Origin of the sequence: Methylorubrum podarium (genome assembly GCF_040270385.1) — a bacterium.
Lineage (GTDB): Bacteria > Pseudomonadota > Alphaproteobacteria > Rhizobiales > Beijerinckiaceae > Methylobacterium > Methylobacterium podarium.
Genome location: NZ_JBELQE010000010.1, coordinates 13211 through 35871 on the forward strand (window position 1 = coordinate 13211; position 22661 = coordinate 35871).

The 22661-nt window shown below is 70.7% G+C and carries 19 protein-coding genes; 15 read left to right on the forward strand and 4 right to left on the reverse strand.

The window, feature by feature from the left end; genetic code table 11:
- From alr to ABS772_RS01090, 14 genes are all read left to right on the forward strand, one after another.
- Nucleotides 1–1107 (forward strand): alanine racemase, encoded by a 1107-nt coding sequence (gene alr, locus ABS772_RS01025; RefSeq protein ID WP_350391744.1) that lies wholly within the window; start codon nucleotides 1–3, stop codon nucleotides 1105–1107.
- Between the two features lie 187 nt (nucleotides 1108–1294).
- Nucleotides 1295–2722: a DNA repair protein RadA gene (radA, locus tag ABS772_RS01030; protein WP_350391714.1), complete on the forward strand. Its 1428-nt coding sequence runs from the start codon at nucleotides 1295–1297 to the stop codon at nucleotides 2720–2722.
- Between the two features lie 305 nt (nucleotides 2723–3027).
- Nucleotides 3028–3777 carry a hypothetical protein gene (locus ABS772_RS01035; protein ID WP_350391715.1) on the forward strand — a complete coding sequence of 250 codons (750 nt, stop codon included), beginning with the start codon at nucleotides 3028–3030 and terminating at the stop codon, nucleotides 3775–3777.
- A gap of 364 nt (nucleotides 3778–4141) precedes the next feature.
- Nucleotides 4142–4738: a CvpA family protein gene (locus ABS772_RS01040; protein ID WP_012456115.1), complete on the forward strand. Its 597-nt coding sequence runs from the start codon at nucleotides 4142–4144 to the stop codon at nucleotides 4736–4738.
- 337 nt (nucleotides 4739–5075) lie between these two features.
- The gene (purF, locus tag ABS772_RS01045; RefSeq protein ID WP_350391716.1) at nucleotides 5076–6551 is read left to right on the forward strand and encodes an amidophosphoribosyltransferase; all 1476 of its coding nucleotides are present in this window, start codon (nucleotides 5076–5078) and stop codon (nucleotides 6549–6551) included.
- A 4-nt stretch (nucleotides 6552–6555) separates the two neighbouring features.
- Nucleotides 6556–7299, forward strand: a complete 744-nt coding sequence (locus tag ABS772_RS01050) for an SDR family NAD(P)-dependent oxidoreductase (RefSeq protein WP_350391717.1) — start codon at nucleotides 6556–6558, stop codon at nucleotides 7297–7299.
- 70 nt (nucleotides 7300–7369) lie between these two features.
- Nucleotides 7370–7780, forward strand: a complete 411-nt coding sequence (locus tag ABS772_RS01055) for a dihydrofolate reductase (RefSeq protein WP_238255064.1) — start codon at nucleotides 7370–7372, stop codon at nucleotides 7778–7780.
- Between the two features lie 46 nt (nucleotides 7781–7826).
- The gene (locus tag ABS772_RS01060) at nucleotides 7827–9197 is read left to right on the forward strand and encodes a glycosyltransferase family 61 protein (protein WP_350391718.1); all 1371 of its coding nucleotides are present in this window, start codon (nucleotides 7827–7829) and stop codon (nucleotides 9195–9197) included.
- A gap of 148 nt (nucleotides 9198–9345) precedes the next feature.
- Complete coding sequence (gene ubiE, locus ABS772_RS01065) at nucleotides 9346–10125, forward strand: bifunctional demethylmenaquinone methyltransferase/2-methoxy-6-polyprenyl-1,4-benzoquinol methylase UbiE (RefSeq protein ID WP_350391719.1); 780 nt, start codon at nucleotides 9346–9348, stop codon at nucleotides 10123–10125.
- Between the two features lie 67 nt (nucleotides 10126–10192).
- Nucleotides 10193–11755, forward strand: coding sequence for a 2-polyprenylphenol 6-hydroxylase (gene ubiB, locus ABS772_RS01070; RefSeq protein ID WP_350391720.1), 1563 nt, complete (start codon nucleotides 10193–10195; stop codon nucleotides 11753–11755).
- A 41-nt stretch (nucleotides 11756–11796) separates the two neighbouring features.
- Nucleotides 11797–12024: a hypothetical protein gene (locus tag ABS772_RS01075; protein WP_238255433.1), complete on the forward strand. Its 228-nt coding sequence runs from the start codon at nucleotides 11797–11799 to the stop codon at nucleotides 12022–12024.
- A 12-nt stretch (nucleotides 12025–12036) separates the two neighbouring features.
- A complete protein-coding gene (locus ABS772_RS01080) occupies nucleotides 12037–12315 on the forward strand; it encodes a type II toxin-antitoxin system RelE/ParE family toxin (RefSeq protein ID WP_350391721.1) in 279 nt (92 codons plus the stop codon).
- A 61-nt stretch (nucleotides 12316–12376) separates the two neighbouring features.
- Nucleotides 12377–13669, forward strand: coding sequence for a bifunctional phosphopantothenoylcysteine decarboxylase/phosphopantothenate--cysteine ligase CoaBC (gene coaBC, locus ABS772_RS01085; RefSeq protein ID WP_350391722.1), 1293 nt, complete (start codon nucleotides 12377–12379; stop codon nucleotides 13667–13669).
- Between the two features lie 169 nt (nucleotides 13670–13838).
- On the forward strand, nucleotides 13839–14153 hold the full coding sequence (locus tag ABS772_RS01090) for a hypothetical protein (protein WP_350391723.1): 315 nt from the start codon (nucleotides 13839–13841) through the stop codon (nucleotides 14151–14153).
- Between the two features lie 48 nt (nucleotides 14154–14201).
- Here the strand turns inward: ABS772_RS01090 and ABS772_RS01095 are convergent, their stop codons facing one another.
- Nucleotides 14202–15206, reverse strand: coding sequence for a lipid II:glycine glycyltransferase FemX (locus ABS772_RS01095; protein WP_350391724.1), 1005 nt, complete (start codon nucleotides 15204–15206; stop codon nucleotides 14202–14204).
- A 328-nt stretch (nucleotides 15207–15534) separates the two neighbouring features.
- On the opposite strand from ABS772_RS01095, the gene speB reads away from it, so the two are divergent.
- Complete coding sequence (gene speB / locus ABS772_RS01100; RefSeq protein WP_350391725.1) at nucleotides 15535–16542, forward strand: agmatinase; 1008 nt, start codon at nucleotides 15535–15537, stop codon at nucleotides 16540–16542.
- A 97-nt stretch (nucleotides 16543–16639) separates the two neighbouring features.
- On the opposite strand, the gene ABS772_RS01105 is transcribed toward speB, so the two are convergent.
- The 3 genes from ABS772_RS01105 to ABS772_RS01115 form a co-directional block, all read right to left on the reverse strand.
- Nucleotides 16640–17824, reverse strand: a complete 1185-nt coding sequence (locus ABS772_RS01105; protein ID WP_350391726.1) for an HD-GYP domain-containing protein — start codon at nucleotides 17822–17824, stop codon at nucleotides 16640–16642.
- A gap of 359 nt (nucleotides 17825–18183) precedes the next feature.
- Nucleotides 18184–21327, reverse strand: a complete 3144-nt coding sequence (locus ABS772_RS01110) for an efflux RND transporter permease subunit (protein ID WP_350391727.1) — start codon at nucleotides 21325–21327, stop codon at nucleotides 18184–18186.
- Between the two features lie 12 nt (nucleotides 21328–21339).
- Nucleotides 21340–22557 carry an efflux RND transporter periplasmic adaptor subunit gene (locus ABS772_RS01115; protein ID WP_350391728.1) on the reverse strand — a complete coding sequence of 406 codons (1218 nt, stop codon included), beginning with the start codon at nucleotides 22555–22557 and terminating at the stop codon, nucleotides 21340–21342.
- Between the last annotated feature and the right edge of the window lie 104 nt (nucleotides 22558–22661).

The window sequence follows — 22661 nt, forward strand, 5'->3', positions numbered from 1 at the left end:
ATCTCCGGAGACAATCCCGTACCCACGGGCCACGGCGCCCGCCTGACGGTCGATCTCGCGGCTCTGGTCGCCAACTGGCGGACCCTCGCGGCCCACGCCCCGAGGGCCGAGTGCGGCGCCGTGGTGAAGGCCGACGCCTATGGCTGCGGATTGTCCGCGGTCGCACCCGCCCTCTGGCGGGCGGGCTGCCGGACGTTCTTCGTGGCCCACCTCTCCGAGGGCATCGCCGCGCGCCGCCTCCTGCCGGAGGCGGCGATCTACGTGCTCAACGGCCTGCCGCCGGACAGCGTCGAGGCATTCCGGGCTCACGGCCTACGGCCCGTCCTCGGCGACCGCAACGAACTCTTCGAATGGGCCGCCGCCGCGGACGGCGCGGTGCCGGCCGCGCCCCATCCGGCCGCGCTTCACGTCGATACCGGCATGAACCGGCTCGGCCTGCCGGTGGCCGAGGCGCTGGCGCTGGCGGGCGATCCGGTGATCGCGCGGGCCGGGATCGACCTCGTGATGAGCCACCTCGTCAGCGCGGAGCAGCCGGACGATCCGCTCAACGCGCGGCAGGCCGCCGATTTTCGGCGCGTTCGGGCCGCCTTCCCCGGCCTGCGCGCCTCGCTCGCCAACTCCTCGGGCACCTGCCTCGCGGATGCCGCGCGCCACGACCTGCTGCGGCCGGGCTATGCCCTGTTCGGCGGCAACCCGGAGCCGGGCCGACCCAACCCGATGCGGCCGGTGGTGCGGCTAGAGGCCACCATCCTGCAGGTCCGTACCGTCGCGGCCGGCGAGAGCTGCGGCTACAACGCCCGCTGGCAGGCCCCCGCCCCGCGGCGGCTCGCCACGCTCTCGCTCGGCTACGCCGACGGCTATCCCCGCTCGGCGAGCAATTCCGGCCACGCGCTGGTCGGCGGCGTGCCCTGCCCGATCGTCGGCCTGATCTCGATGGACCTCATCATCCTCGACGTCACCGAAGCGCCCGACGCCCGCCGCGGCGGCACCGCCACGCTGATCGGCGACAGCCTCGATATCGACAGCGTGGGCCGCGCCGCGGGCACGATCGGCTACGAGATCCTGACGGGGCTGGGTTCCCGTTATGTTCGCACTTATGTAGAGTAATCCTTCGAACGGGTGCCCCCCATCCACGTCCTCGTCCTGATGTGCCGGAGCGAAGCGCAGGCCTCGAAGCATCCTCCAGATCCCGCGCGGTGACTGGACGATCCTTCGAGGCCGCTGTCGCGGCACCTCAGGATGAGGGTGCGGGTTGGACGTCCCGAAAACGCTCGGCCCGAAGACATCCTGCCCCATGGCCAAGATCCAACAGACATTCGTCTGCCAGTCCTGCGGGGCGGTCTACAACCGCTGGCGCGGGCGCTGCGAGGCCTGCAACGGATGGAACACGATCCAGGAGGAGGTGCCCAGCGCGGGTCCGCAATCCGGCCCGGCGGCGACGCGTCCGTCGCGGGCGCGGGGCCGCGTCTTCGCCCTCGAAGGCCTGACCGGCGAGGCCAAGGAGGCGCCGCGCACGGCCTCCGGCATCGACGAGCTCGACCGCGTCACCGGCGGCGGCTTCGTCCGCGGCTCGGTGATCCTGCTCGGCGGCGATCCCGGCATCGGCAAGTCGACCCTGCTGATGCAGGCCTCCGCCGCCATGGCCAAACGCGGCGAGCGCGTCGCCTACATCTCCGGCGAGGAGGCGGTGGGGCAGGTGCGCCTGCGCGCCGAGCGCCTGGGGCTCGCGGGGCACCCGGTGGAACTCGCCGCGCAGACCAACGTCGAGGACATCGTCGAGACGCTCTCGCAGGGCCATCCGCCGGCGCTCACCATCATCGACTCGATCCAGACCATGTGGACCGAGACGGTGGAATCGGCGCCGGGCACCGTCACCCAGGTGCGAAGCTCGGCTCAAAGTTTGATCCGCTTCGCCAAGACCACGGGCACGGCCGTTATCCTCGTCGGCCACGTCACCAAGGACGGGCAGATCGCGGGCCCCCGCGTCGTCGAGCACATGGTCGATGCCGTCGCCTCGTTCGAGGGCGACCAGGGCCATCACTTCCGCATCCTGCGCGCCGTAAAGAACCGCTTCGGGCCGACCGACGAGATCGGCGTGTTCGAGATGACCGATGCGGGCCTCGCCGAGGTGCCGAACCCCTCCGCGCTGTTCCTCGCCGGCCGCGACCACGCCGCGCCGGGCACGGCGGTCTTCGCCGGGATGGAGGGCACGCGGCCGCTGCTGGTCGAGATCCAGGCGCTCGTCGCCCCCTCCTCGCTCGGCATGCCGCGCCGGGCGGTGGTCGGCTGGGACCCCAACCGCCTGTCGATGGTGCTCGCCGTGCTGGAGGCCCATGGCGGCATCCGGCTCGGGGGCCACGACGTCTATCTCAACGTCGCGGGGGGCCTGCGCATCTCCGAGCCCGCCGCCGACCTCGCGGTCGCCGCCGCGCTGGTCTCCTCGCTCTCGGGGGCGGCGCTTCCCTCCGACTCGGTCTATTTCGGCGAACTCGGCCTGTCGGGGGCGGTGCGGCCGGTCTCGCAGGCGCCCGCCCGCCTGAAGGAGGCGCTCAAGCTCGGCTTCGGCAAGGCGATCACCCCGCAGGGGCGCGGCGAGACCGGCGAGCGGGCCCTGCCGACCGAGGCCCTGCGCCACATCGCCGACCTCGTCGCCGGCATCGCCTCGGGGGCGCCGCGGCGGGGCGGGCGGCAAAGGGCCGTCAGCTACGACGAGGACGTCTGACGGTCCGTCGAGCCGGCCCCTCGGTCGCTCGGTTTCGGATCACCTCTCCGAGAGCGCGGCAGAGTCGACAACCGGCATCGAGGCCAATGGCGCCGGCATGGCCAGCAGACAGATCGCATTCCACCTGCCGCTGCTGAGTCGGCGAAATTCATGCCGGAATTCCGACCCGATACCATCGTAGATGAATACAGCCGAATACGATCAATCTTCGGCAGCAATACCGTGGCAATTGCATTTCTCACACAGCGAAAATATCATTCCCGAAGCTGGAGGCCGGAACCTGTTTCGAATCAGGGGGAATGCATATGGCGTATGATCAGGCCAAGCATGATCGAAGCACATCTGTTTCACTTCCATCCGCCAGAGAAATTCTTCCGTATCTGATCGAAACATTCAATCCCGATAGCTTCGTCGATGTCGGAGCCGGCTACTGCAACTGGGCGCACACGGCATCCGAACTCGGCGTACAGGACGTTGCCGCGGTCGACGGACCCTGGACCGATCTGAGCAGGATCAAGATCCCGCGCGACCGTTTCCACGTGCACGAATTGGATCGGCCCCTCGATCTGGGGCGCCGGTTCGACATGGCGCTGTCGCTCGAAGTGGGCGAACACATCCGAACCGATGCGTCCCGGACCTTCGTCCAGTCGCTCTGCCGCGCCAGCGATCTGGTCATCTTCGGCGCGGCAACACCGCTCCAGGGCGGGTTCATGCACATCAACGAGCAATGGCAGAGCTACTGGCAGACGATCTTCGCCGATGAGGGCTACATCCTCTTCGATCTCATCAGGCCGAAGTTCTGGAACAACGATCACGTGATCTACTATTACCGGCAGAACGCCTTCGTCTATGTGAAACAAGACCGATCCGATCTGATCGGGATCTGCCGCGCGGAGATTGCCGCGGCGCCGTCCAATCCCCTGATCGACGCGATCCACCCCGCGAAGTACCTCGAGATGGCGGGATACGACGTGGTCCTCATGAAGCATCTGGTGCGCAAGCTGCCCGGCCACGTCCTGCGCACCGCCGGCCGCAAGCTGGGATTGTCGCGGTGAACCCGCGCGTCGGCTGACCGGGCCCCGCGTCGTTCCGGCGATGGATCGAATATGACGGCCGGCGCCGGCCCATGGCGGGGCGTCCGGAGCGTTCTCCGCCGAAGTGGAACCCGGTTCGGCGCAAGAAGGTGCGTCAAGACGGGAACTGAGAGCCGTGTCCGATGGCAACGTGATCGGGAACGGCTCCGAGCGGGCGTGTCGATGACCCGATCAGCTCCGATCGACGCAGGTCCGCCGCCCCGAAGGTGACGGCCGAGGTTCGGCGGGGTATATGGTTAAAGACCAGAGCGGATGCGCGGCCCGGGGGAGCCGTCGTCGTCCGGGCAAGGCTGCCCCGTCCCGCCCCAGCGAACCATATCCTGCGATGCCGTTTTCCGTCCTCGACCTCGTGGTGCTCGGCATCGTGCTCGTCTCGGCGCTGCTCGCCGCCGTGCGCGGCGTGACCCGCGAGGTGCTCGCGATCATCGCCTGGGTGGCCGCCGCCGCGGTGGCGTGGTCGCTCCACCCGCTGCTCCTGCCCACCGTCAAGCAGCACATCTCCAGCGACACGGTGGCGCTCGTCGCCTCCATCGCCGCGATCTTCCTCGCCACCCTGATCGTGGTCTCGCTGGTGACGGTGAAGATCTCCGACCTCGTGCTCGATTCGCGCATCGGCGCCGTCGACCGCTCGCTCGGCTTCCTGTTCGGGGCGGGCCGCGGCTTCCTGATCTGCGTGATCGGCTGGGTGTTCCTGGCCTGGCTCGTCCAGGGCAAGGTTCCGGACTGGGCGGCGCAGGCCAAGAGCCGGTCGCTGCTCGAGAGTTCGGGCGAGGCGCTGGTGGCGCAACTGCCCGACAACCCGGAGGGCTTCCTCAAGCAGTTCCGCAAGCCGAAGGGCGACGGGCCGGCCGAGGAGCCGCCGCCGGAGACCGACCTCCCGGCCCAGCGCCGCAGCGAGGCCGGCCCCGAGCCGAAGCGCTAGAGCATCGTCCCGAAAGGCGGCCGCCGGCTTTCGGAAAAACACGATGCGAGATCAAAGACCTGGAGCATCGTCCCGGATCCGACATCCAGGACGATGCTCTGAGGCGAAGGGCCGATCCCCGAATCTCCGGCCTGCGCGAGCGATGCGCGCGGAGGGCGAAGGATATGCTGGAATCGGTCTTGGTTGCGACGCGATCCGCGCCTAGGTAACGGTTTCACGACGGTCCCGGCGTCACCCCTCGCGGCAGAGATCGCGGGCGGCGGCGCCTTCGGCCGTTTCCCGCCGTGCCGGATGCGAGGCCCGCGAGACCCGCGCGCCCCCAGGATTCGAGATCGACATGTCAGCTGTCAGCGCGAGCGCCGACGTCCGGGATCCGGACATCGACGGGGACACGCTTCGCGAGGAATGCGGCGTCTTCGGCATCTACGGGCACGACGACGCCTCGGCCATCGTGGCGCTCGGGCTGCACGCCCTGCAGCATCGCGGCCAGGAGGCGGCGGGCATCGTCTCCTACGACGACGGCGTGTTCCACTCCGAGCGCCGCCAGGGTCTCGTGGGCGATTCCTTCTCCGACCGCGCCACGATCGAGCGGCTCGCCGGGCGCTCGGCCATCGGCCACGTGCGCTACTCGACCACCGGCGGCACCATCCTGCGCAACGTGCAGCCGCTGTTCGCCGAACTCGCCGGCGGCGGGCTGGCGGTCGCGCATAACGGCAACCTCACCAACGCGCTCTCGATCCGCCGCGACCTCGTGCGCGACGGCGCCATCACCCAATCGACCTCGGACACCGAGGTGATCCTCCACCTGGTCGCCCGCTCGCGCAAACCCCGCATCGTCGAGCGCTTCATCGACGCGCTGCAGCAGATCGAGGGCGCCTACGCCATCGTCGCGCTGACCAACAAGAAGCTCATCGGCGCCCGCGATCCCCTCGGCATCCGCCCGCTGGTGCTCGGCGAGCTCGACGGGCGCTACATCCTCGCCTCCGAGACCTGCGCGCTCGACATCATCGGCGCCCGCTTCGTCCGCGACGTCGAGAACGGCGAGGTGGTCGTGATCTCGGAAGAGGGGGTCGAGTCGATCCGCTTCGCCGACGCGCGGCCGATGCGCCCCTGCATCTTCGAGTACATCTACTTCGCCCGCCCCGATTCGGTGGTGAACGGCAAGAGCGTCTACGCCGTGCGGAAAAGCATCGGCGAGGAGCTCGCCCGCGAGGCCCTGCCCGAGGCCGACGTGGTGATCCCGGTGCCGGATTCCGGCGTGCCCGCGGCCCTCGGCTTCGCGCAGGCGGCCGGCCTGCCCTTCGAGATGGGCATCATCCGCAACCACTATGTCGGGCGCACCTTCATCCAGCCGACCCAGACCGTGCGCGAACTTGGGGTGCGGATGAAGCACTCGGCCAACCGCGCCGCGGTCGAGGGCAAGCGCATCGTGCTCGTGGACGACAGCCTCGTGCGCGGTACCACCTCCGTGAAGATCGTGCGGATGATGCGCGATGCCGGCGCCCGCGAGGTGCATTTCCGCATCGCCTCGCCGCCGATCACCTATCCCGATTTCTACGGCATCGACACGCCCGAGCGCGAGAAGCTCTTGGCCGCCACCCACGACCTCGAAGGGATGCGGAAATATATCGGCGCGGATTCGCTGGCCTTCCTGTCGATCCCCGGTCTGTACCGGGCGATGGGGGAGGAGGAGCGCAACGCGGCCTGCCCGCAATACACCGACCATTGCTTCACCGGCGACTACCCGACCGGCCTGACCGACCTGGCGATCGCCGGGCCGAAGCGCTTCGCGATGCTGGCCGAGGCGGACTGAGCGCATGGCCGACAGGATCCTCGACGGCCGCGTCGCCGTCGTCACCGGCGCCTCCCGCGGCATCGGCCGGGCCGCGGCGCTGGCGCTGGGGCAAGCCGGCGCCCACGTGGTCGCCGTCGCCCGGACCCAGGGCGGCCTGGAAGAGCTCGACGACGCGATCCGGCGGGTCGGCGGCAACGCGACGCTGGTGCCCCTCGACCTCACCGATTTCGATGCCATCGACCGCCTCGGCGCGGCGCTCGACGCGCGCTGGGGCCGGCTCGACATCGTCGTCGGCAATGCGGGCATCCTCGGCAACCTGATGCCGGTCAGCCACGTCACGCCGAAGGTCTGGGACCAGGTGATGGCGATCAACGTCACCGCCAACTGGCGCCTGATCCGGTCGTTCGACCCGCTGCTGCAGCGCTCGGATGCGGGCCGGGCGATCTTCGTCTCCTCCGGCGCCGCCGCGAAGTGCCGGGCCTATTGGGGGCCCTATTCCGTCTCGAAGGCGGCGCTGGAGGCGATGGTGCGCACCTACGCCGCCGAGAACGCGAGCACGCGGGTGCGCGCCATGCTGCTCAACCCCGGCCCGCTGCGCACCCGCATGCGCGCGGCGGCGATGCCGGGCGAGGATCCGGCGACGCTCCGGACCCCGGAGGATCTGAGCCCGCATTTCGTGCGCCTCGCCTCGCCCGAATGGAACGAGACGGGCAAACTCTACGATTTCCCGAGCGACCGGGTTCTCGCGTTCTCCGCACCCCAGTAAGGGGGTCCGGGGCCAAGGCCCCGGCGGGTGACGGGCGGAGCCCGTCTTCTTGGGCTTGTAGGGTTCTTCCATGATCGACGTCCGCTGCATCTGCGCCATCGGCCAGCGGGGCCAGCTCGGCCTCAACGGGCATCTCCCCTGGGAGGGCAACACCGATCCGCTCTTCGTCGAGGACGTGACGCGCTTCTTCGCGCTCACCATGGGCCACGTGCTGATCGCCGGGCCGAAGACCGTGGCCTCGGTGCCGGAATTCGCGTTCAAGGACCGCACCATCGACGTAATCCGCTCGCACGAGGATCCGGAAGAGGTGCTGAAGCGCTATCCCGGCCGGCGCATCTTCGTCGGCGGCGGCATCGCGGTGTGGAACGTCTACGCGAAGTACATCCAGCACTGGGACATCACCCGCCTGCCCTACGACGGCGAGGCCGACCGCTGGTTCGACCCCGCCTGGCTCGTCGGCGGGGCGCTGCGGGCGGGCTGACGCCCCTGCTGTCACGCGAGGGCGCCCCGCCACCAGGGTCGTGACCATGGTCTTTCGCAAGCGCCGGACGATCGAGCCGCCGCCCGTCGTCATCGGCAGCCTCGATGGCTTCGCGAACGGACGCCTGCACGGCTGGATCTGCGACTTCCTGCATCAGGGCGAGAGCGCCTATGTCGAGGTGCATTGGCGCGGGACCATGCTGATGCGCCTGCGGGCGAACCTCGCCCGGCACGACGTCAACGCGATCGGCGTCGCCGGCGACCACGGCTATTGCTTCCGGCTCCCAGCCCTGCCGCCTCTCGGCCGCGGCGACCTGACCCTGGTGGCCGAGATCAGGGGGACGTTCCATCCCATCGCCCTCAGCGCCTTGGAAGACCAGATCCTCGCCTTCTTCTCTCCCAGCCCCGAGGTCGCCTCCCTCGACCGCTGCCGGCAGCTGTGGGGCGCGAACCAGACGCGTGAGACCGTCTCATCGAAGACGTACCACGACGTGATCTACCTCCCGTTCACCGCGGGAAAGCTGCTCGACCACGATCCCCGCTGGGGCCTCTACACCGCCGACGGGCATCTCATCCCGGAAGCGGCGTTTCGGCGGGGCGTCGACCTTACCCTTGTCGGCCAGAGCGAGCGGATCGCCATCGACGGCGAGGCCCTCGACACCGCCCCCTTCGACACGATGGTCTACGGCGGGCCTCTGCTGGCGCATTACGGCCACTTCCTGCTCACGACCCTGGCCCGCTGCTGGGCCATCGACGGCTCGGCCCCGGTGCTGTTTCACTCCGTGCCCGCGGTTCAGGACCACGGGGCCCGCTACATCCTCGAACTTCTGCGCTGCGCCGGGCTGGAGAACCGCAGCTTCTCCTTCGATCGGCCGACCCGCATCAGGCGGGTCGTCGTTCCCGAACCGTCCTTCTACGAGCAGCACAGCGTCTGGACGCATCACGCGACCGCCCTGTCGGCGATCGGGCGCAACGTCGCGCCGGTCGCGACCTCGGTGCCGAAGAAGGTCTATCTCTCGAAATCCCGCCTGCATTCCGGCGTGACCGGGTTGGACAGCGAGGCCTTCATCGACCTCAGGATGAGGCAGGCCGGCTTCGCCGTCGTCCACCCGGAAAGCCTCGGCCTCGCCGAGCAGGTCAACCTCTTCCGCAGGGCCGAACTCATCGTGGGGACGGCCGGATCGGCGTTCCACACCCTCGCGCTGGTGCCGCATACCTCCGCGAGACGGGTCGTTCTGACGCTGAACGAATTCCTGAACAGCAATTTCCTGCTGCTCGACCGCGTCAGCGGCGGACAAGCGGAGTATTTCTCGCTCAAGGACGACCTGATCCTGGCCGAGTCCGAGAACTTCTCCACGATGTACGCCATCAGGAACGCCAACCATCTGGCCGACAGGATCATCGCCGTCGCCTCGTGACGCCCTCCCCCGTCGCCCCCCGCGCGGACAACGCGCCCTCGTCGGCCCCTCCCCATCCCCGCTGCCGCATGGCGGTTCCAGCCGGCATTCGCTAAGGAGGCTCGGCCGAAGCCGCGGACGGCTGCGGGCGAGCGCAGGGTGTGATCGGATGAGCGGAACGGACGCGGGAGCCGGCGACACGGAAGCCACCGCCGATTTCGGCTACGAGCGCGTGCGCCTCTCCGAGAAGCAGGCCCGCGTCGACGACGTGTTCCGCTCGGTCGCGCGCCGCTACGACCTGATGAACGACCTGATGTCGGGCGGGCTGCACCGGGCCTGGAAGTCGCACCTGATCTCGATGCTGCGCCCGTCGCGCACGCGGCCCCACCGCCATCTCGACGTCGCCGGCGGCACCGGCGACATCGCCTTCCGCACCCTGGAGGCGGGCGGGCCCGAGACCCACGTCACCGTGCTCGACATCAACGAGGCGATGCTGCGGGTCGGCGCCGAGCGGGCGGGCCATCGCTACGACGGCCGCATCGACTTCGTGACCGGCAATGCCGAGACGCTGCCGCTGCCGGCGAACCATTTCGACAGCTACACCATCGCCTTCGGCATCCGGAACGTGCCGCGCATCGACGTGGCGCTCCGGGAAGCGCACCGGGTGCTCAAGCCCGGCGGGCGCTTCCTGTGTCTGGAATTCTCGCGGGTCGACCTGCCGGTTCTCGAAAAGATCTACGACGCCTACTCCTTCCACGTGATCCCGCGCATCGGCGAGCGGGTGGCGGGCGACCGCGAGTCCTACCAGTACCTCGTCGAGTCGATCCGCAAGTTCCCCTCCCCCGAGGCCTTCGCCCGGATGATCGAGGCGGCGGGCTTTGCGCATGTCAGCCACCGCCGGCTCTCGGGCGGCATCGTCGCGATCCATTCCGGCTGGAAGATTTCTTGACTTTTTCTCAGCCTCAGACGCCGCCGGTGCCCTCGCTCTTCGAGCGACTGCCGCAGAGGTGGCGATAATGCTCGGCGCGGTCTTCCACCTCGCCCGCGGCGCCCATGTCGGCTTCGTGCTCGCCCGCGAGGGCGGGCTCGCCCTGATCGACGCGGCGCAATTGCCGCCGCACCTGCGGCTCGCGCTGAAAGTCGGCCGCCTCCTGGAGCGGCGCGGCATCGCCGCGGCGCCGGGTGCCAGCCCGCTGGAGCGGGCGCTGACCCGGCTCGGCCCCTCCTACGTCAAGTTCGGCCAGTTCCTGGCGACCCGCCCCGACATCGTCGGCATGGCCGCCGCCCGCGACCTCGAGCGGCTCCAGGACCGGGTGCCGCCCTTCCCCCAGGGCGTGGCGATGCGGGTCGTCGAGGCGGAACTCGGCAAGCCGGTCTCGGTCCTGTTCACCGCCTTCAGCGAGCCGGTGGCGGCGGCCTCGATCGCCCAGGTCCACAAGGCGACCGTGCTCGACGCCGACGGCACCCAGCGCACGCTGGCCGTGAAGGTGATGCGGCCCGGCGTGCGCGAGCGCTTCGCCAAGGACCTGCAGGCGATGCGGTTCATGGCGCGCGTCGTCAACGCGCTGCTGCCGGATGCCGAGCGCCTGCGCCCGCGCGAGGTCGTCGAGATCCTGGCCCGCTCCGTCACCATGGAGATGGATTTCCGGCTCGAAGCGGCGGCGATGTCGGAACTCGCCCAGAACACCAAGGGCGACGAGGACTTTCGCACGCCGCGGCCGGAATGGGCGCTCACCGCCCGCGACGTGCTGACCTCCGAGTGGATCGACGGCGTGCGCCTCAACGACCGCGCCGGCATCGTCGCGGCGGGCCACGACCCCAGGGCGCTCGGCCGGGTGGTGATCCAGTCCTTCCTGCGCCAGGCGATCCGCGACGGCTTCTTCCACGCGGACATGCATCCCGGAAACCTGTTCGTGGACGCGCAGAGCCGGCTGGTGGCGGTCGATTTCGGCATCATGGGCCGGCTGGGCCATGCCGAGCGGCGCTTCCTCGCCGAGATCCTTCTCGGCTTCATCACCCGCGACTACCGCCGGGTGGCGCAGGTGCATTTCGAGGCCGGCTACGTGCCGCGCCACCACTCGGTGGACGACTTCGCGCAGGCGATCCGGGCGATCGGCGAGCCGATCCACCAGCGCCGGGCCGACGAGATCTCCATGGCCAAGGTGCTGACCCTCCTGTTCGACGTGACCGCCCTGTTCGACATGAGCACCCGCACCGAACTGGTGATGCTGCAGAAGACCATGGTGGTGGTGGAGGGCGTCGCCCGCTCGCTCGATCCGCAGCTCGACATGTGGACCGGCGCCGAGCCGGTGGTGCGCGCGTGGATCACCCGCCATCTCGGCCCCGTCGGCCGGCTGGAGGGCGCGGGCCGCGCGGCGCTGACCCTGTCCGAGGTCGTCTCCGACATCCCCGACATCGCCCAGCGCATCCGCCGCATCATGATCCGCCTCGACGAGGAGGGCTCGCGCGACACCAAGGCGATCGAGCGGCTGGTCAAGCTGGAGCGGCGCCACGCGATCCTGACCACCCTGGCCCTATGGGGGATCGCGGTGGGGGCGCTGGTGCTGGCGTTCCGGTGAGGATCTTCTCAACCGCCGGATTTCCCCTACACTCCCCTCCCATGACCGACCTTCTCGACAAGGCGATCACCGCCGCCCGCAAGCTGCCGCCCGAGGTGCAGGACGCGATCGCACGCATGGTGCTGAGCTACGCGAGCGAGGAGCAGGCCGTCTACCGCTTCACCCCGGAGGAGGAGGCGGAGTTGGACGAGTCGGAGGCGGCCGCGGCGCGCGGCGATTTCGCGACCGACGAGGACGTGCGCGCCATCTGGGCCAAGCACGGTCTGTGAGACGTTTGGCCGGTGAGACTGCGCCTTTCCCGACCGGCCGCCCGTCAGCTCGACAAGGTACTGACCTATATCGCCGCGCATAATCCGCAGGGCGCACGGCATGTTCAGGAACGGTTGCAGGCGGTGATGGACCTTCTGCTGCTGCATCCTTTCGCGGGGCACATCACGGCACGACGCGGGATCCGACGCATCCTCGCCAACCCCTATCCCTATGCGGTGACCTACAGCGTCGGTCAAAACGAAGTCATCGTCCTCGGCATACGCCATACCGCACGGCGCCCTCTGTCCTAAGTCGCCGTTCGCCCAGCGTCCTCCCCTTGACGCGCGCCTCGCGATTCCCCGTTCTGCGCCCATGTCGTCTCCGTCCGCAAAATCCCTCGCCGGCCGCCGCGTCCTGCTGATCGTCGGCGGCGGGATTGCCGCCTACAAGGCGCTCGACCTGATCCGGCGCCTGCGCGAGCGCGGGGCGCAGGTGCGCCCGCTGCTCACCGACTCGGCCCAGGAATTCGTCACGCCCCTGGCGGCGGCGGCGCTCGCGGGGGAGCGGACGCATACCGACCTGTTCGACCGGGAGAGCGAGGCCGATATCGGCCACATCCGGCTCGCGCGGGACGCCGACGCGATCGTGGTGGCGCCGGCCACTGCCAACCTGATGGCGCGGATGGCGACCGGCCACGCGCCGGACCTCGCCTCGACGGTGCTGCTCGCCACCACCCTGCCGATCCTGATCGCCCCGGCCATGAACGTGCGGATGTGGCTGCATCCGGCGACGCAGCGCAACCTCGCCACCCTGAAGGCCGACGGCGTCGCCGTGGTCGGCCCCGACGAGGGCGCCATGGCCGAGGCCGAATTCGGCCCCGGACGCTTGGCCGAGCCGCACGCGATCGCCGACGCCCTCGAAACCCTGCTGGCGCAGCGCGCCGAGAGCCCCGGCCTCGGCTTCCTGGCGGGACGCGAGACGGTCAAAAAACCGCTGGCGGGGCGGCACGTGCTCGTCACCTCGGGGCCGACCCACGAGGCGATCGATCCCGTGCGCTACCTCGCCAACCGCTCCTCGGGGCGGCAGGGCCACGCGGTCGCCGCCGCCGCCGCCGAGGCCGGGGCGCGGGTCACCCTGGTCTCGGGGCCGGTGGCGATCCCCGATCCGGCGGGCGTCACCGTGGTGCGGGTCGAGAGCGCCCGCGAGATGCTCGCCGCGGTCGAGGCGGCCCTGCCGGCCGACCTCGCGATCTTCGCCGCCGCGGTCGGCGACTGGCGCCCGGCCGAGACGCGGGCGGGCAAGATCAAGAAGGACGGCAGCCTCCCCGCCCCGCTGCAGCTGGTCGAGAATCCGGACATCCTCGCCACCATCGCCGGCCGCAGCGAGGGACGCCCGCCGCTGGTCGTCGGCTTCGCCGCCGAGACCGACGACGTGATCGGCAACGCCCGGAGAAAGATCGCGCGAAAAGGCTGCGACTGGATCGTGGCCAACGACGTCTCGGCGGGGGGCGGGGTGATGGGCGGCACCGAGAACACGGTGCACCTCGTGGCGCGCGAGGGCGGCGTCGGAAAAGATGTCGAAACCTGGCCGAAGCTCGGCAAGGAGGAGGTCGGGCGGCGGCTGGTGGCGCGCTTCGCGGAGTTGCTGGCGGCGACGTCGCGCTGAGCCTCGCGCCTCAGCCGCAAGAAAGGCAAGACAAGAACGCGCCGATCGCCCGAGGAACGAGAATGTTCCTCGGCGGAAGACCTTTGAGTTTTCCCCTGCTCAGCTTGCTCTCTTCGACCCCGTGCCCAGATCCCTCCTCCACGCCACTCACAGCGACAGGAGCGACATCATGGCCAAGGCCGACCGGCACAGCATGGGTCCCGGTGCGCAGGGCAAGGGCGACGGCAGCGGCGCCATGACCGAGCTGCCCGAGGGCATCCTCGGCGAGAACGAGGTGCTGAGCAACCGCGACAAGTCCCGGCACTCCGACGAGCGCGGCCTCGACAGCCGCCACGTCCAGACCGAGCAGTACCACGACCATGTCGGCGCCCGCCGAAGCGGAGGGCGCACGGGCGAGGAGGAGGCCAATTCGAGCGGCCCAGCCGGGCCGATGACGAACACGTCGGGCGACGCCGGCAGCCTGCGCGCGAAGCAGCGCGGCTGAACCCGCGGCGTCGAGGGGGCGGTGCCCCCGGCCCCTCGACGCCCGCGGTCAGATCTGGCGCAGGAACAGGGCGGTCGCGGCGGCGCGGCGGACGACGGCGTTGCGCGCGTAGATCCAGGTCGGGCCACCCTGGATCACGTTGCGGCTCAGGGCCCGCTTGAAGTCGAAGACGCCGCGGTTGCCGGCCGGGTCGACGCCGCCGAAATCGAAGCGGCGGGCGCCCTCCTGCCGGGCGCGCTCGATGATCCGCCAGACGGCGAAGCTGGCCGCGCCGGTCGCCCGGGCGCGCTCGTTGGAGGCCGTGAAGAAATCGGTCCAGCGCTCCCGCGCGGTGTGGACGATGCGCACCAGGATCGGCTCCCCGCCCTCGCGGATCTCGAGGAAGAGCAGGTGCGGGTCGGACGCGGCGAGGTCGCGATAGGCGGCCGTGTCGAGGTCGCCGGAGAAGCCCTTGCGCTGCTGCAGGGCGGCGTACATCCGCACGAAGGTGTCGTAGGCCCGCAGGCGCTCGTCCCGGTCCGTCAGGAAGACCGCCGCGAGATCGGGCTGACCCTCCGCCTTCTTGACCTCCCGCCGCCAGCGCCGGTCGGCGGCGGCCAGGATCGCGTCGGTGCCCGGCGTCAGGTCGAGCTCGATCGTGTGATCCTTGCCCCCGATGACGGGCACGAAGGCGTGCGCGAGCAGGGCGGTGACCCCCTCCGGATCCTGCGGCCGGTAGCTCTTGACCGCGAGCACGTCCACCGGGCGCAGGGCGAGATGGTCGAGGAAGGCGGCGAGCACCGCCTCCGCCCGCGACTGCCCGCGCAGGGTGAGGACCGGCCCGCCCTGCACGAGGATCCGGCGCAAGGGACCCGACCGGCGCTCCTGATACTGGATGTAGGCGAGATCCTCGCCGTTGTCGCACAGGGCGACCCGCCGGACGGTCCAGCCGAGCCGGCTCTTGTAAGTGCCCCAGCTTCGCGCCGCGTAGATGGTGGCTTCAGGCTGCTGCCAGAGCGCCTCGTCCCAATCCGCGGCCTCCGAACGGTCGATGACCGCGACCTGAGCTGCCATGAACCGTCATCCCTTGTCCGCTCGCCCCGTGCGCTTGCTCTCTGCGCGCATCGGGCCGGCCGCTCCCGAGCCGCCGCCTCCGACGCCGATCCGCCCTCGAGAAGGCTTGGCCGTATCACGGGCCCGGATCCCCAACGTCATCGAAAGCGAATGTATCCACTCTCCCGGTTGCATCTGCGTAGTCTGCGCCGGGCCGGTCCTCCGGCGCCCAGGTTCGCGCCCAGGTCCGGCGGTGCCGGCGGGAGAGGCTTGCGGGCGAAGGCTCCGGACGGCTTGATGCGGATCGCGACGGACGCCGCCCGGGGGCGGATCATGATGGAGGATCGTCATGGCGGATGAGGGGACGGAGACGCGGGCGCAACGCCTGGCGCGGTTCCGGCCGGCCTCGGGGATGGTGACGCCGCGCTTCTCGGGGATCGCGAGCTTCATGCGGCTTCCGGTGCTCGATCCGGCCGAGGCGGCGGGCGAAGGCGCCGACCGGGTCGAGATCGGCCTGATCGGCATCCCCTTCGACGGCGCCACGACCAACCGGCCCGGCGCGCGGCTCGGGCCGCGGGCGGTGCGCGAGGCCTCTACCGGGACGCGGGCGCTCAACCCCGTCACCGGCGTGGCGCCCTACGCCCTGGCGGCCTGCGCCGACCTCGGCGACGTGCCGGTCAACCCGGTGGACGCCGCCGAGACGGCCCGGCGCATCGAGGCGTTCTACCGGCCGATCGCCGAGGCCGGGATCGTGCCGCTCACGGTCGGCGGCGACCATTTCGTCACCTATCCGGTGCTGCGGGCGCTCGGGGCGGCGCGGCCGCTCGGCCTGATCCATATCGACGCCCACAGCGACACCGACGATGCGCAGTATGACGGGTCGCGGCTGACCCACGGCACGCCGTTCCGGCGCGCGGTCGAGGCCGGGGTGCTCGATCCGCGCCGCTGCATCCAGATCGGCCTGCGCGGCAGCATGGACGCGGCCGACGAGCACGACTGGGCGCTGGCGCAGGGCATGCGCATCATCGCCATGGAGGAGGTCTGCGCCCGCGGCCTGCCGGAGGTGGCCGCCGAGGCCCGCGCGGTGACCGGCGAGGGCCCGACCTATCTCAGCTTCGACATCGACGCCCTCGACCCCGCCTTCGCGCCCGGCACCGGTACGCCGGAGGTCGGCGGCTTCACCACGCGGGAGGTGTTGCACCTGCTGCGGGCCCTGCGCGGCCTCGATCTCGTCGGCGCGGACGTGGTGGAGGTCGCCCCCTCCCTCGATCCCGCCGGCATCACGGCGCTGGCGGGCGCCGGCATCGCCTTCGAGATCCTGTGCCTGCTGGCGGAGCGGGTGGCAGCCCGTATCTGATCGCGCTGCGAAGAATTCGGATTTCGAAAAGGCGGGCCTTTTCGCGGGTCCAGGGCGGAGCCCTGGTTGAAGGGATGATCCCTCCGGGATCCCGGGATCAGTCGAGCACGGACGGGCCGCCCGCGGCGGTGCCGGCGCGGGCGATGATCGGGCGGTAGACCCGGAGCAGGTCGGGATCGAGCTGGCCGGCCTGGGCCTCCATGATCGCGGCGGCCTCGGCGGCGGGAAGCGGCGGCCGGTAGACCCGGCGCTCGGTCAGGGCCGAATGCACGTCGCAGATCGCCACGAGCCGCACGAGATCGCCGATCCGTGGCCCCGTCAGGCCCTCCGGATAGCCGGACCCGTCGAGGCGCTCGTGATGGTAGCGCACCACGTCGAGGATGTCGGGACCGAAGGCGGTCTCCTTGGCCAGGAGGTCGGCGCCGAGGGCGGCGTGGGTGCGCATCACCGCCATCTCTTCGGCCGTGAGGGCGCCCGGCTTGTTGAGGATGGCGTGGGGGATCAGGGCCTTGCCGACGTCGTGCAGGAGCGCGGCCTTGGCCAGACGCTGCCGGTCGCCCCGGGAGAAGCCGAGTTCGGCGGCGAAGGCCGCGGCGAAGCCCGCCACGCTCAAGGAGTGCTGGTAGACCTGGATGTCGTGGCGCCAGACGAGGTCGAGCCAGGGGCGGATGCCGATCTCGGACACCGTGTCGAGCACGATCTGCGTGCCCTCCTCGGCCTCCGCCGGGCTGGGCGGACGTCCGGCGGCGGCGTTGTCGAACAGATGGGTGACGAGGGCGGTGGCCCGCTCCACCCGCATCTCGGGGGGTGCGCCGCCGGTTGCGGGACCGCCCCGCGCCGTTCTCGCCTTCCCCTCCGCGACGAGGCGTTGGAGCGTCGGGACGATGCCGGCGGATTGGCGCGGGTCGACCACCGTCGGCGTGCCGAGCAGGGTCACGGCCGCGGCGTCCTGGGCCGCGTTGCCGCGGGCGAGATAGAGGCAGGGCAGCCCGCTCTCGCGGATCTTCGCGGTGAGCCAAGTGACCCAGGCATGCCCCCGGTCGGCGCCTCGGTCGGCGGCCAGGTCGGTGGCGAGATCGACGACGAAGGCGATGAGCCGGCCGGCCGGCAAGCCTGCGCCGGGCTCGATCACGCGGCAGGGCAGGACGAGGGCGATGCCGCGGGCCAGACGCTCCGCCCGCTCGCGGCGGTCCGAGACGAGGACGACGACATCCTCGGAGCGCCCGTCCCGGCGTCGCTCATGGGCGTCTTGACGTCCCTGTCGGTCGCGAGCTTCCCGCATCGATCATCCATCGGCCGCAAGGCCCGTGGTGGACGCGAAGCGGTATCCTGCCCGGATACATCAAAAGTGTTGCGAAAAGCTTCGCGTGGGCTCGATGATGCAACCCTGGCGTATTCGCGCAATGCAGAGCCTCGCGGCCGGCGCGGCTGTAGCCTCTCCGAAAGATGCCGTGCGCCCCGGCCCGGGGACGGAGCCCGGGACGATACTCTAGATCATTGAATTCGCGAGGGATTCTCCTAAGGTTTCGGCTCTCGTCCTCCGCGCCGGGCCGGATCCTCCCTCCCCCAGCCCAGCCGGTCCGTCGATCCGTTCGATATGTCGGGAGAGCCGGTTCCGGTCCGGTCCGGGCAGGAACCGGATCACTCGGCGGCGGTCGGATGCCGGTCGAAACCGGCGGCGTTGGCGGGCACGCCCGGACGATAGGCCTCGTCCTCACCCTCGTCCGGCTCGTCCGGATCGCCGATGAAGCGGCCGAACAGGCGCACGAACAGCCGCGACAGGTCGTCGACCAGCAGGAAGATCGCCGGCACGAAGACGAGCGAGAGCCCCGTCGAGACGATCAGCCCGCCGATCACCGCCACCGCCATCGGCGCGCGGAACTCGCCACCGATACCGAGGGCCATGGCGGAAGGCACCATGCCGGCGGCCATGGCGATGGTGGTCATCACGATCGGCCGCGCCCGCTTGCGCCCGGCATCGACGATCGCCGTGACGCGATCGACGCCGCGGGCCATCTCCTCGATGGCGAAATCGACCAGCATGATCGCGTTCTTGGTCACCACGCCCATCAGCATCAGGATGCCGATGACGACGGGCATCGAGATCGGCATGTGGAAGACGAGCAGCCCGAGGATCGCCCCGCCGATGGAGAGCGGCAGCGAGAACAGGATGGTCAGCGGCTGCAGGAAGTTGCCGAACAGCAGCACGAGGACGCCGAACACCATCATCAGCCCGGCGCCCATGGCGAGGGCGAAGCCCTCGAACACCTCGCCCATGATCTCGGCGTCGCCGGTCTGGCGGATGGTGACGCCCTCGGGCAGGTTCGTCGCAGCGGGGAGCGCCATCACCTGCTCGATGATCGAGCCGAGCGCGTCCGAGCCCTGGAGGTCGCCCTCCACGGCGACGCGCACGGTGCGGTCGTAGCGGTCGATGGCGGTGGGGCCGCGCCCGAGCGTCAGGTCGGCCACGGTGGCGAGCGGCACCGCCGCGCCGGCCTTCACCGGCACCTTGAGGCTGGCGATCTCGGGCAATTGCCCGCGCAGGCGTTCCGGCAGCATCACCCGGATCGGGATCTGGCGATCCTTGGCGTTGAACTTGGCGAGGTTGGCCGCGATGTCGCCGATGGTGCCGACGCGCACCGTCTCGGCGATGACGTCGGTCGAGACGCCGAGATCGGCGGCGACGCCGGCTTTCGGGGTGATGCGCAGCTCGGTGCGATCGAGCGGCGCAGTCGAGATCACGTTGACGAGGTGGGGCACGCCGGCCGCCTCGCGCTGGAGCCGGGCGGCGACGTCGGCCACCACCGCCTTGTCGGGCCCCGACACGATCAGCGCGAATTCCCGCTGCCCGCCCTCCTGCAGCGACCAGAAGCGGATGTCGGGCACCTGCCGCAGGGCATTCGAGATCTTGAGATCGACCTGCTTCTGGGTCAGCGCCCGCGCGTTCTTCGGCACGAGGTTCACGGTGAGGCTCGCCAGCCGCACCTCCTTCTTGCCCGGAAGCTGGCGCCCGCCATCGACGAAGATGCTCTTGACCTCGGGCATCGTCCGCAGGGTCTCGACGATCCCGTCCGACACCCGCTGGGTGTCGTCGAGCCGCGCGCCGGGGGGCAGTTCGACCACGAACATCGTGCGCGCGGCGTCCTCCGCAGGGATGAAGCCCGCGGGCAGGAGCCGGGTCGAGGCGATCGAGCCGGCAAAGCAGGCGAGCCCGAGGATCAGCGTCAGGACTTTGTGGCGCACCGACCAGGCGACGAGGCGGGTATAGGCCCGCATCACCGGCCCCTCGCGCGCGTGGTCGGGGCCGTGGTCGCGCAGGAAGTAGGCGGCGAGCAGCGGCGTGATCAGGCGGGCGACCAGCAGCGACACGAACACCGCGGCCGCGATGGTGAGCCCGAACTGCTTGAAGTACTGGCCGGCGATGCCGGGCATGAAGGAGACGGGGGCGAAGATCGCGATGATGGTCGCGGTGATGGCGATGACCGCGAGCCCGATCTCGTCGGCGGCTTCGAGCGCCGCGCGGTAGGCGGATTTGCCCATGCGCATGTGGCGGACGATGTTCTCGATCTCGACGATGGCGTCGTCGACGAGGATGCCGGTCACCAGGGTGATGGCGAGCAGGCTGACCGCGTTCAACGAGAAGCCGAGCGCGCTCATCACCCAGAAGGTCGGCAGCACCGAGAGCGGCAGCGCCACCGCGGCGATCAGGGTGGCGCGCCAGTCCCTTAAGAAAAGGAACACCACGATCACGGCGAGCGCGGCGCCCTCCATGAGGCCCATCATCGCCGAGTGGTAGTTGCCGATGGTGTTGACGACGCTGGTGTCGATCAGGTCGAAGCGCACGCCCGGATTCTCGGCGTGCAGCGTCTCGATGCGCTTGGCCACGGCGACCGCGACCTCGGCGTCGCTCGCCCCCATCGCCCGGGAGATGGCGAAGCCCACCACCGGCTCGCCGTTGAAGCGGGCGAAGGTGCGCGGCTCCTCGGCCGAATCCATCAGGCTCGCCAACTCGTCGAGACGCACCTTGCGTCCGCCCGGCACGACGATGGAGGTCGCCCCCAGCGTCTCCAGGCTCGACGAGGCGCCCAGCGTCCGGATCGACTGCTCGCCGCCCGCGAGCTCGCCGCGCCCGCCCGCCATGTCGGCGGAGGTGAGGCGCAGCTGCCGGTTCACGTCCGCCGCGGTGATGCCGAGGGCGAGCAGCCGGTCGGGCTTGAGGGTCACGCGGATCTCGCGGGCGACGCCGCCCAGCCGCTCGACGCCGCCGACCCCCTTCACCCCCTGGAGCTGGCGGGCGACCACGTCGTCGACGAACCACGACAGGTCTTCGGGCGTCATCGCCGGCGCCGAGGCGCCGTAGATCATGATCGGCAGGCCGGCGATCTCGACGCGGCTGATGATCGGCTCGTCGATGGTGCGCGGCAGGTTGATGCGGATCTTCGAGATCGCGTCCTTCACGTCGTTGACGGCGCGGTCCTGGTTCACCTCCAGGCGGAACTCGATCGTGGTGATCGACGACCCCTCCGAGATGGTCGAGAGGACGTGCTTGACCCCCTTCACCCCGGACACCGAATCCTCGACCCATTTCGTGACCTGGGTCTGCAATTCGGACGGGGCGGCGCCGGACTGCGTGATCGTCACCGAGACGATCGGGATGTCGATGTTGGGAAAGCGGGTGATCGGCAGGCTGCGGAAGCTGACGAGGCCGAGCACCATCAGCACGAGGAACAGCACGAGCGAGGGGATCGGCTTGCGGATCGCCCAGGCCGAGACGTTGAGGCGCATCGTGTGTGATCCTCAGCGGGTTCCGGCCGCGGCCTGGGCTGCGGCGGGAAGCACGGGCCGCACCCGGTCGCCGTCGCGCAGGAACGAGCCGGCGCGGGCGACCACGGCCTCCCCCGCCGCGAGGCCGGAGCGCAGTTCCGTGAACCCCTCGGCCGAGAGGCCGGTCTCGACCTTTCGGGCGGAGACGCGGCCGTCGGAGACGGCGAGCACGCTGGCCGAGCCGTCGGCGGCGTAGAGCACGGCGGCGAGCGGCACCGCCACGCCCTCGCGCCGGGCGACCTCGACCCGGCCGCGGGCGAAGGCGCCGATATGCAGCGCCGGGTCGGCGTCGAGGCGGATGCGGACCCGGCCGAGGCGGGTCGCCCGCTCGACCTCGGGATAGACCCGCCGCACGGCGCCCCGCGTCACCCGCCCGTCCTCCCATTCGAGGCGGGCCGGGGCATCGACCTTCAGCCGCGGCAGGGCGAATTCGGGCACCTCGCCCTCCAGCTCGATCTCGCCGCGGGCGATCAGGCGGAACAGCGGCTCGCCGACCGCGCTCGCGGTGGCGCCGACCCGCGCCGTGCGGCGGCTGACGATGCCGGCTTCCGGGGCGCGAATCTCGGTGCGGGCCCGGCGCAGGGCGATCTCGCGGCCTTGCGCCCGCGCCGCGGCGAGATCCGCCTCGGCGAGTGCCAGCCCGGCCCGCGCCGCGTCGAGCCGGCCGTCGGCGGCCTGGGACGCGGAGACTCGCTGCTCCAGGGTGACCGCGGTGGCGTTGCCGGACTTCACCAGCGCCTGCGCCCGCTCCAGGGCCTGGCGCGCCTCGGTCTGGACGGCCTGCGCCTGGACGATCTGGCTCCGCGCCTGGACGATGGCGGCCTCGGCCTTCGCAGTGGCGGCGAGATTAGCGGCCTCCTGCGTCTCGATCATCTCCAGCGAGAGTCTTGCCAGCACCGCGCCGCGCTCGACCCGGTCGCCCTCCTCGACGAGGAGCGCGACGATGCGCAGGCCCTCGACCTCGGGGGCGACGAGGATCTCGTCGCGGGGCACCAGCGTCCCGGTCACGACCGCCCGCTCGACGATCTCCCGCCGCTCGGCCGGGACCACGCTCACCGCGGGCAGGAGCGCGGTCGCGTCGGGCACGCCGGCCGCGGGCGGTTCCTCGGCGGCGCGGGCCGGGGAGCCCGCGGAAAGCACGAGGGCGGCGAGACACGCCGCGGTGGGACGGAGAAACAAGCGGGCCAGCATCGCGAATCGCCTCACGGGGCGCGCCGATGCGCCGCGGCCTGCTTCCGCGCCGGAACCGGCGATTTCGTGGCGGGTGCCACCGCTGGTCCCGTCCCGGCCGAACG

Coding starts and splice junctions, on each gene's coding strand:
- ABS772_RS01040 (WP_012456115.1), top strand. CDS start 4,142: ATGCCGTTTTCCGTCCTCGACCTCGTGGTGCTCGGCATCGTGCTCGTC.
- ABS772_RS01090 (WP_350391723.1), top strand. CDS start 13,839: ATGGCCAAGGCCGACCGGCACAGCATGGGTCCCGGTGCGCAGGGCAAG.
- purF (WP_350391716.1), top strand. CDS start 5,076: ATGTCAGCTGTCAGCGCGAGCGCCGACGTCCGGGATCCGGACATCGAC.
- ABS772_RS01075 (WP_238255433.1), top strand. CDS start 11,797: ATGACCGACCTTCTCGACAAGGCGATCACCGCCGCCCGCAAGCTGCCG.
- speB (WP_350391725.1), top strand. CDS start 15,535: ATGGCGGATGAGGGGACGGAGACGCGGGCGCAACGCCTGGCGCGGTTC.
- ubiE (WP_350391719.1), top strand. CDS start 9,346: ATGAGCGGAACGGACGCGGGAGCCGGCGACACGGAAGCCACCGCCGAT.
- ABS772_RS01055 (WP_238255064.1), top strand. CDS start 7,370: ATGATCGACGTCCGCTGCATCTGCGCCATCGGCCAGCGGGGCCAGCTC.
- ABS772_RS01095 (WP_350391724.1), bottom strand. CDS start 15,206: ATGGCAGCTCAGGTCGCGGTCATCGACCGTTCGGAGGCCGCGGATTGG.
- ABS772_RS01060 (WP_350391718.1), top strand. CDS start 7,827: ATGGTCTTTCGCAAGCGCCGGACGATCGAGCCGCCGCCCGTCGTCATC.
- ABS772_RS01035 (WP_350391715.1), top strand. CDS start 3,028: ATGGCGTATGATCAGGCCAAGCATGATCGAAGCACATCTGTTTCACTT.
- ABS772_RS01110 (WP_350391727.1), bottom strand. CDS start 21,327: ATGCGCCTCAACGTCTCGGCCTGGGCGATCCGCAAGCCGATCCCCTCG.
- ABS772_RS01115 (WP_350391728.1), bottom strand. CDS start 22,557: ATGCTGGCCCGCTTGTTTCTCCGTCCCACCGCGGCGTGTCTCGCCGCC.
- ABS772_RS01105 (WP_350391726.1), bottom strand. CDS start 17,824: ATGCGGGAAGCTCGCGACCGACAGGGACGTCAAGACGCCCATGAGCGA.
- ubiB (WP_350391720.1), top strand. CDS start 10,193: ATGCTCGGCGCGGTCTTCCACCTCGCCCGCGGCGCCCATGTCGGCTTC.
- ABS772_RS01050 (WP_350391717.1), top strand. CDS start 6,556: ATGGCCGACAGGATCCTCGACGGCCGCGTCGCCGTCGTCACCGGCGCC.
- radA (WP_350391714.1), top strand. CDS start 1,295: ATGGCCAAGATCCAACAGACATTCGTCTGCCAGTCCTGCGGGGCGGTC.
- coaBC (WP_350391722.1), top strand. CDS start 12,377: ATGTCGTCTCCGTCCGCAAAATCCCTCGCCGGCCGCCGCGTCCTGCTG.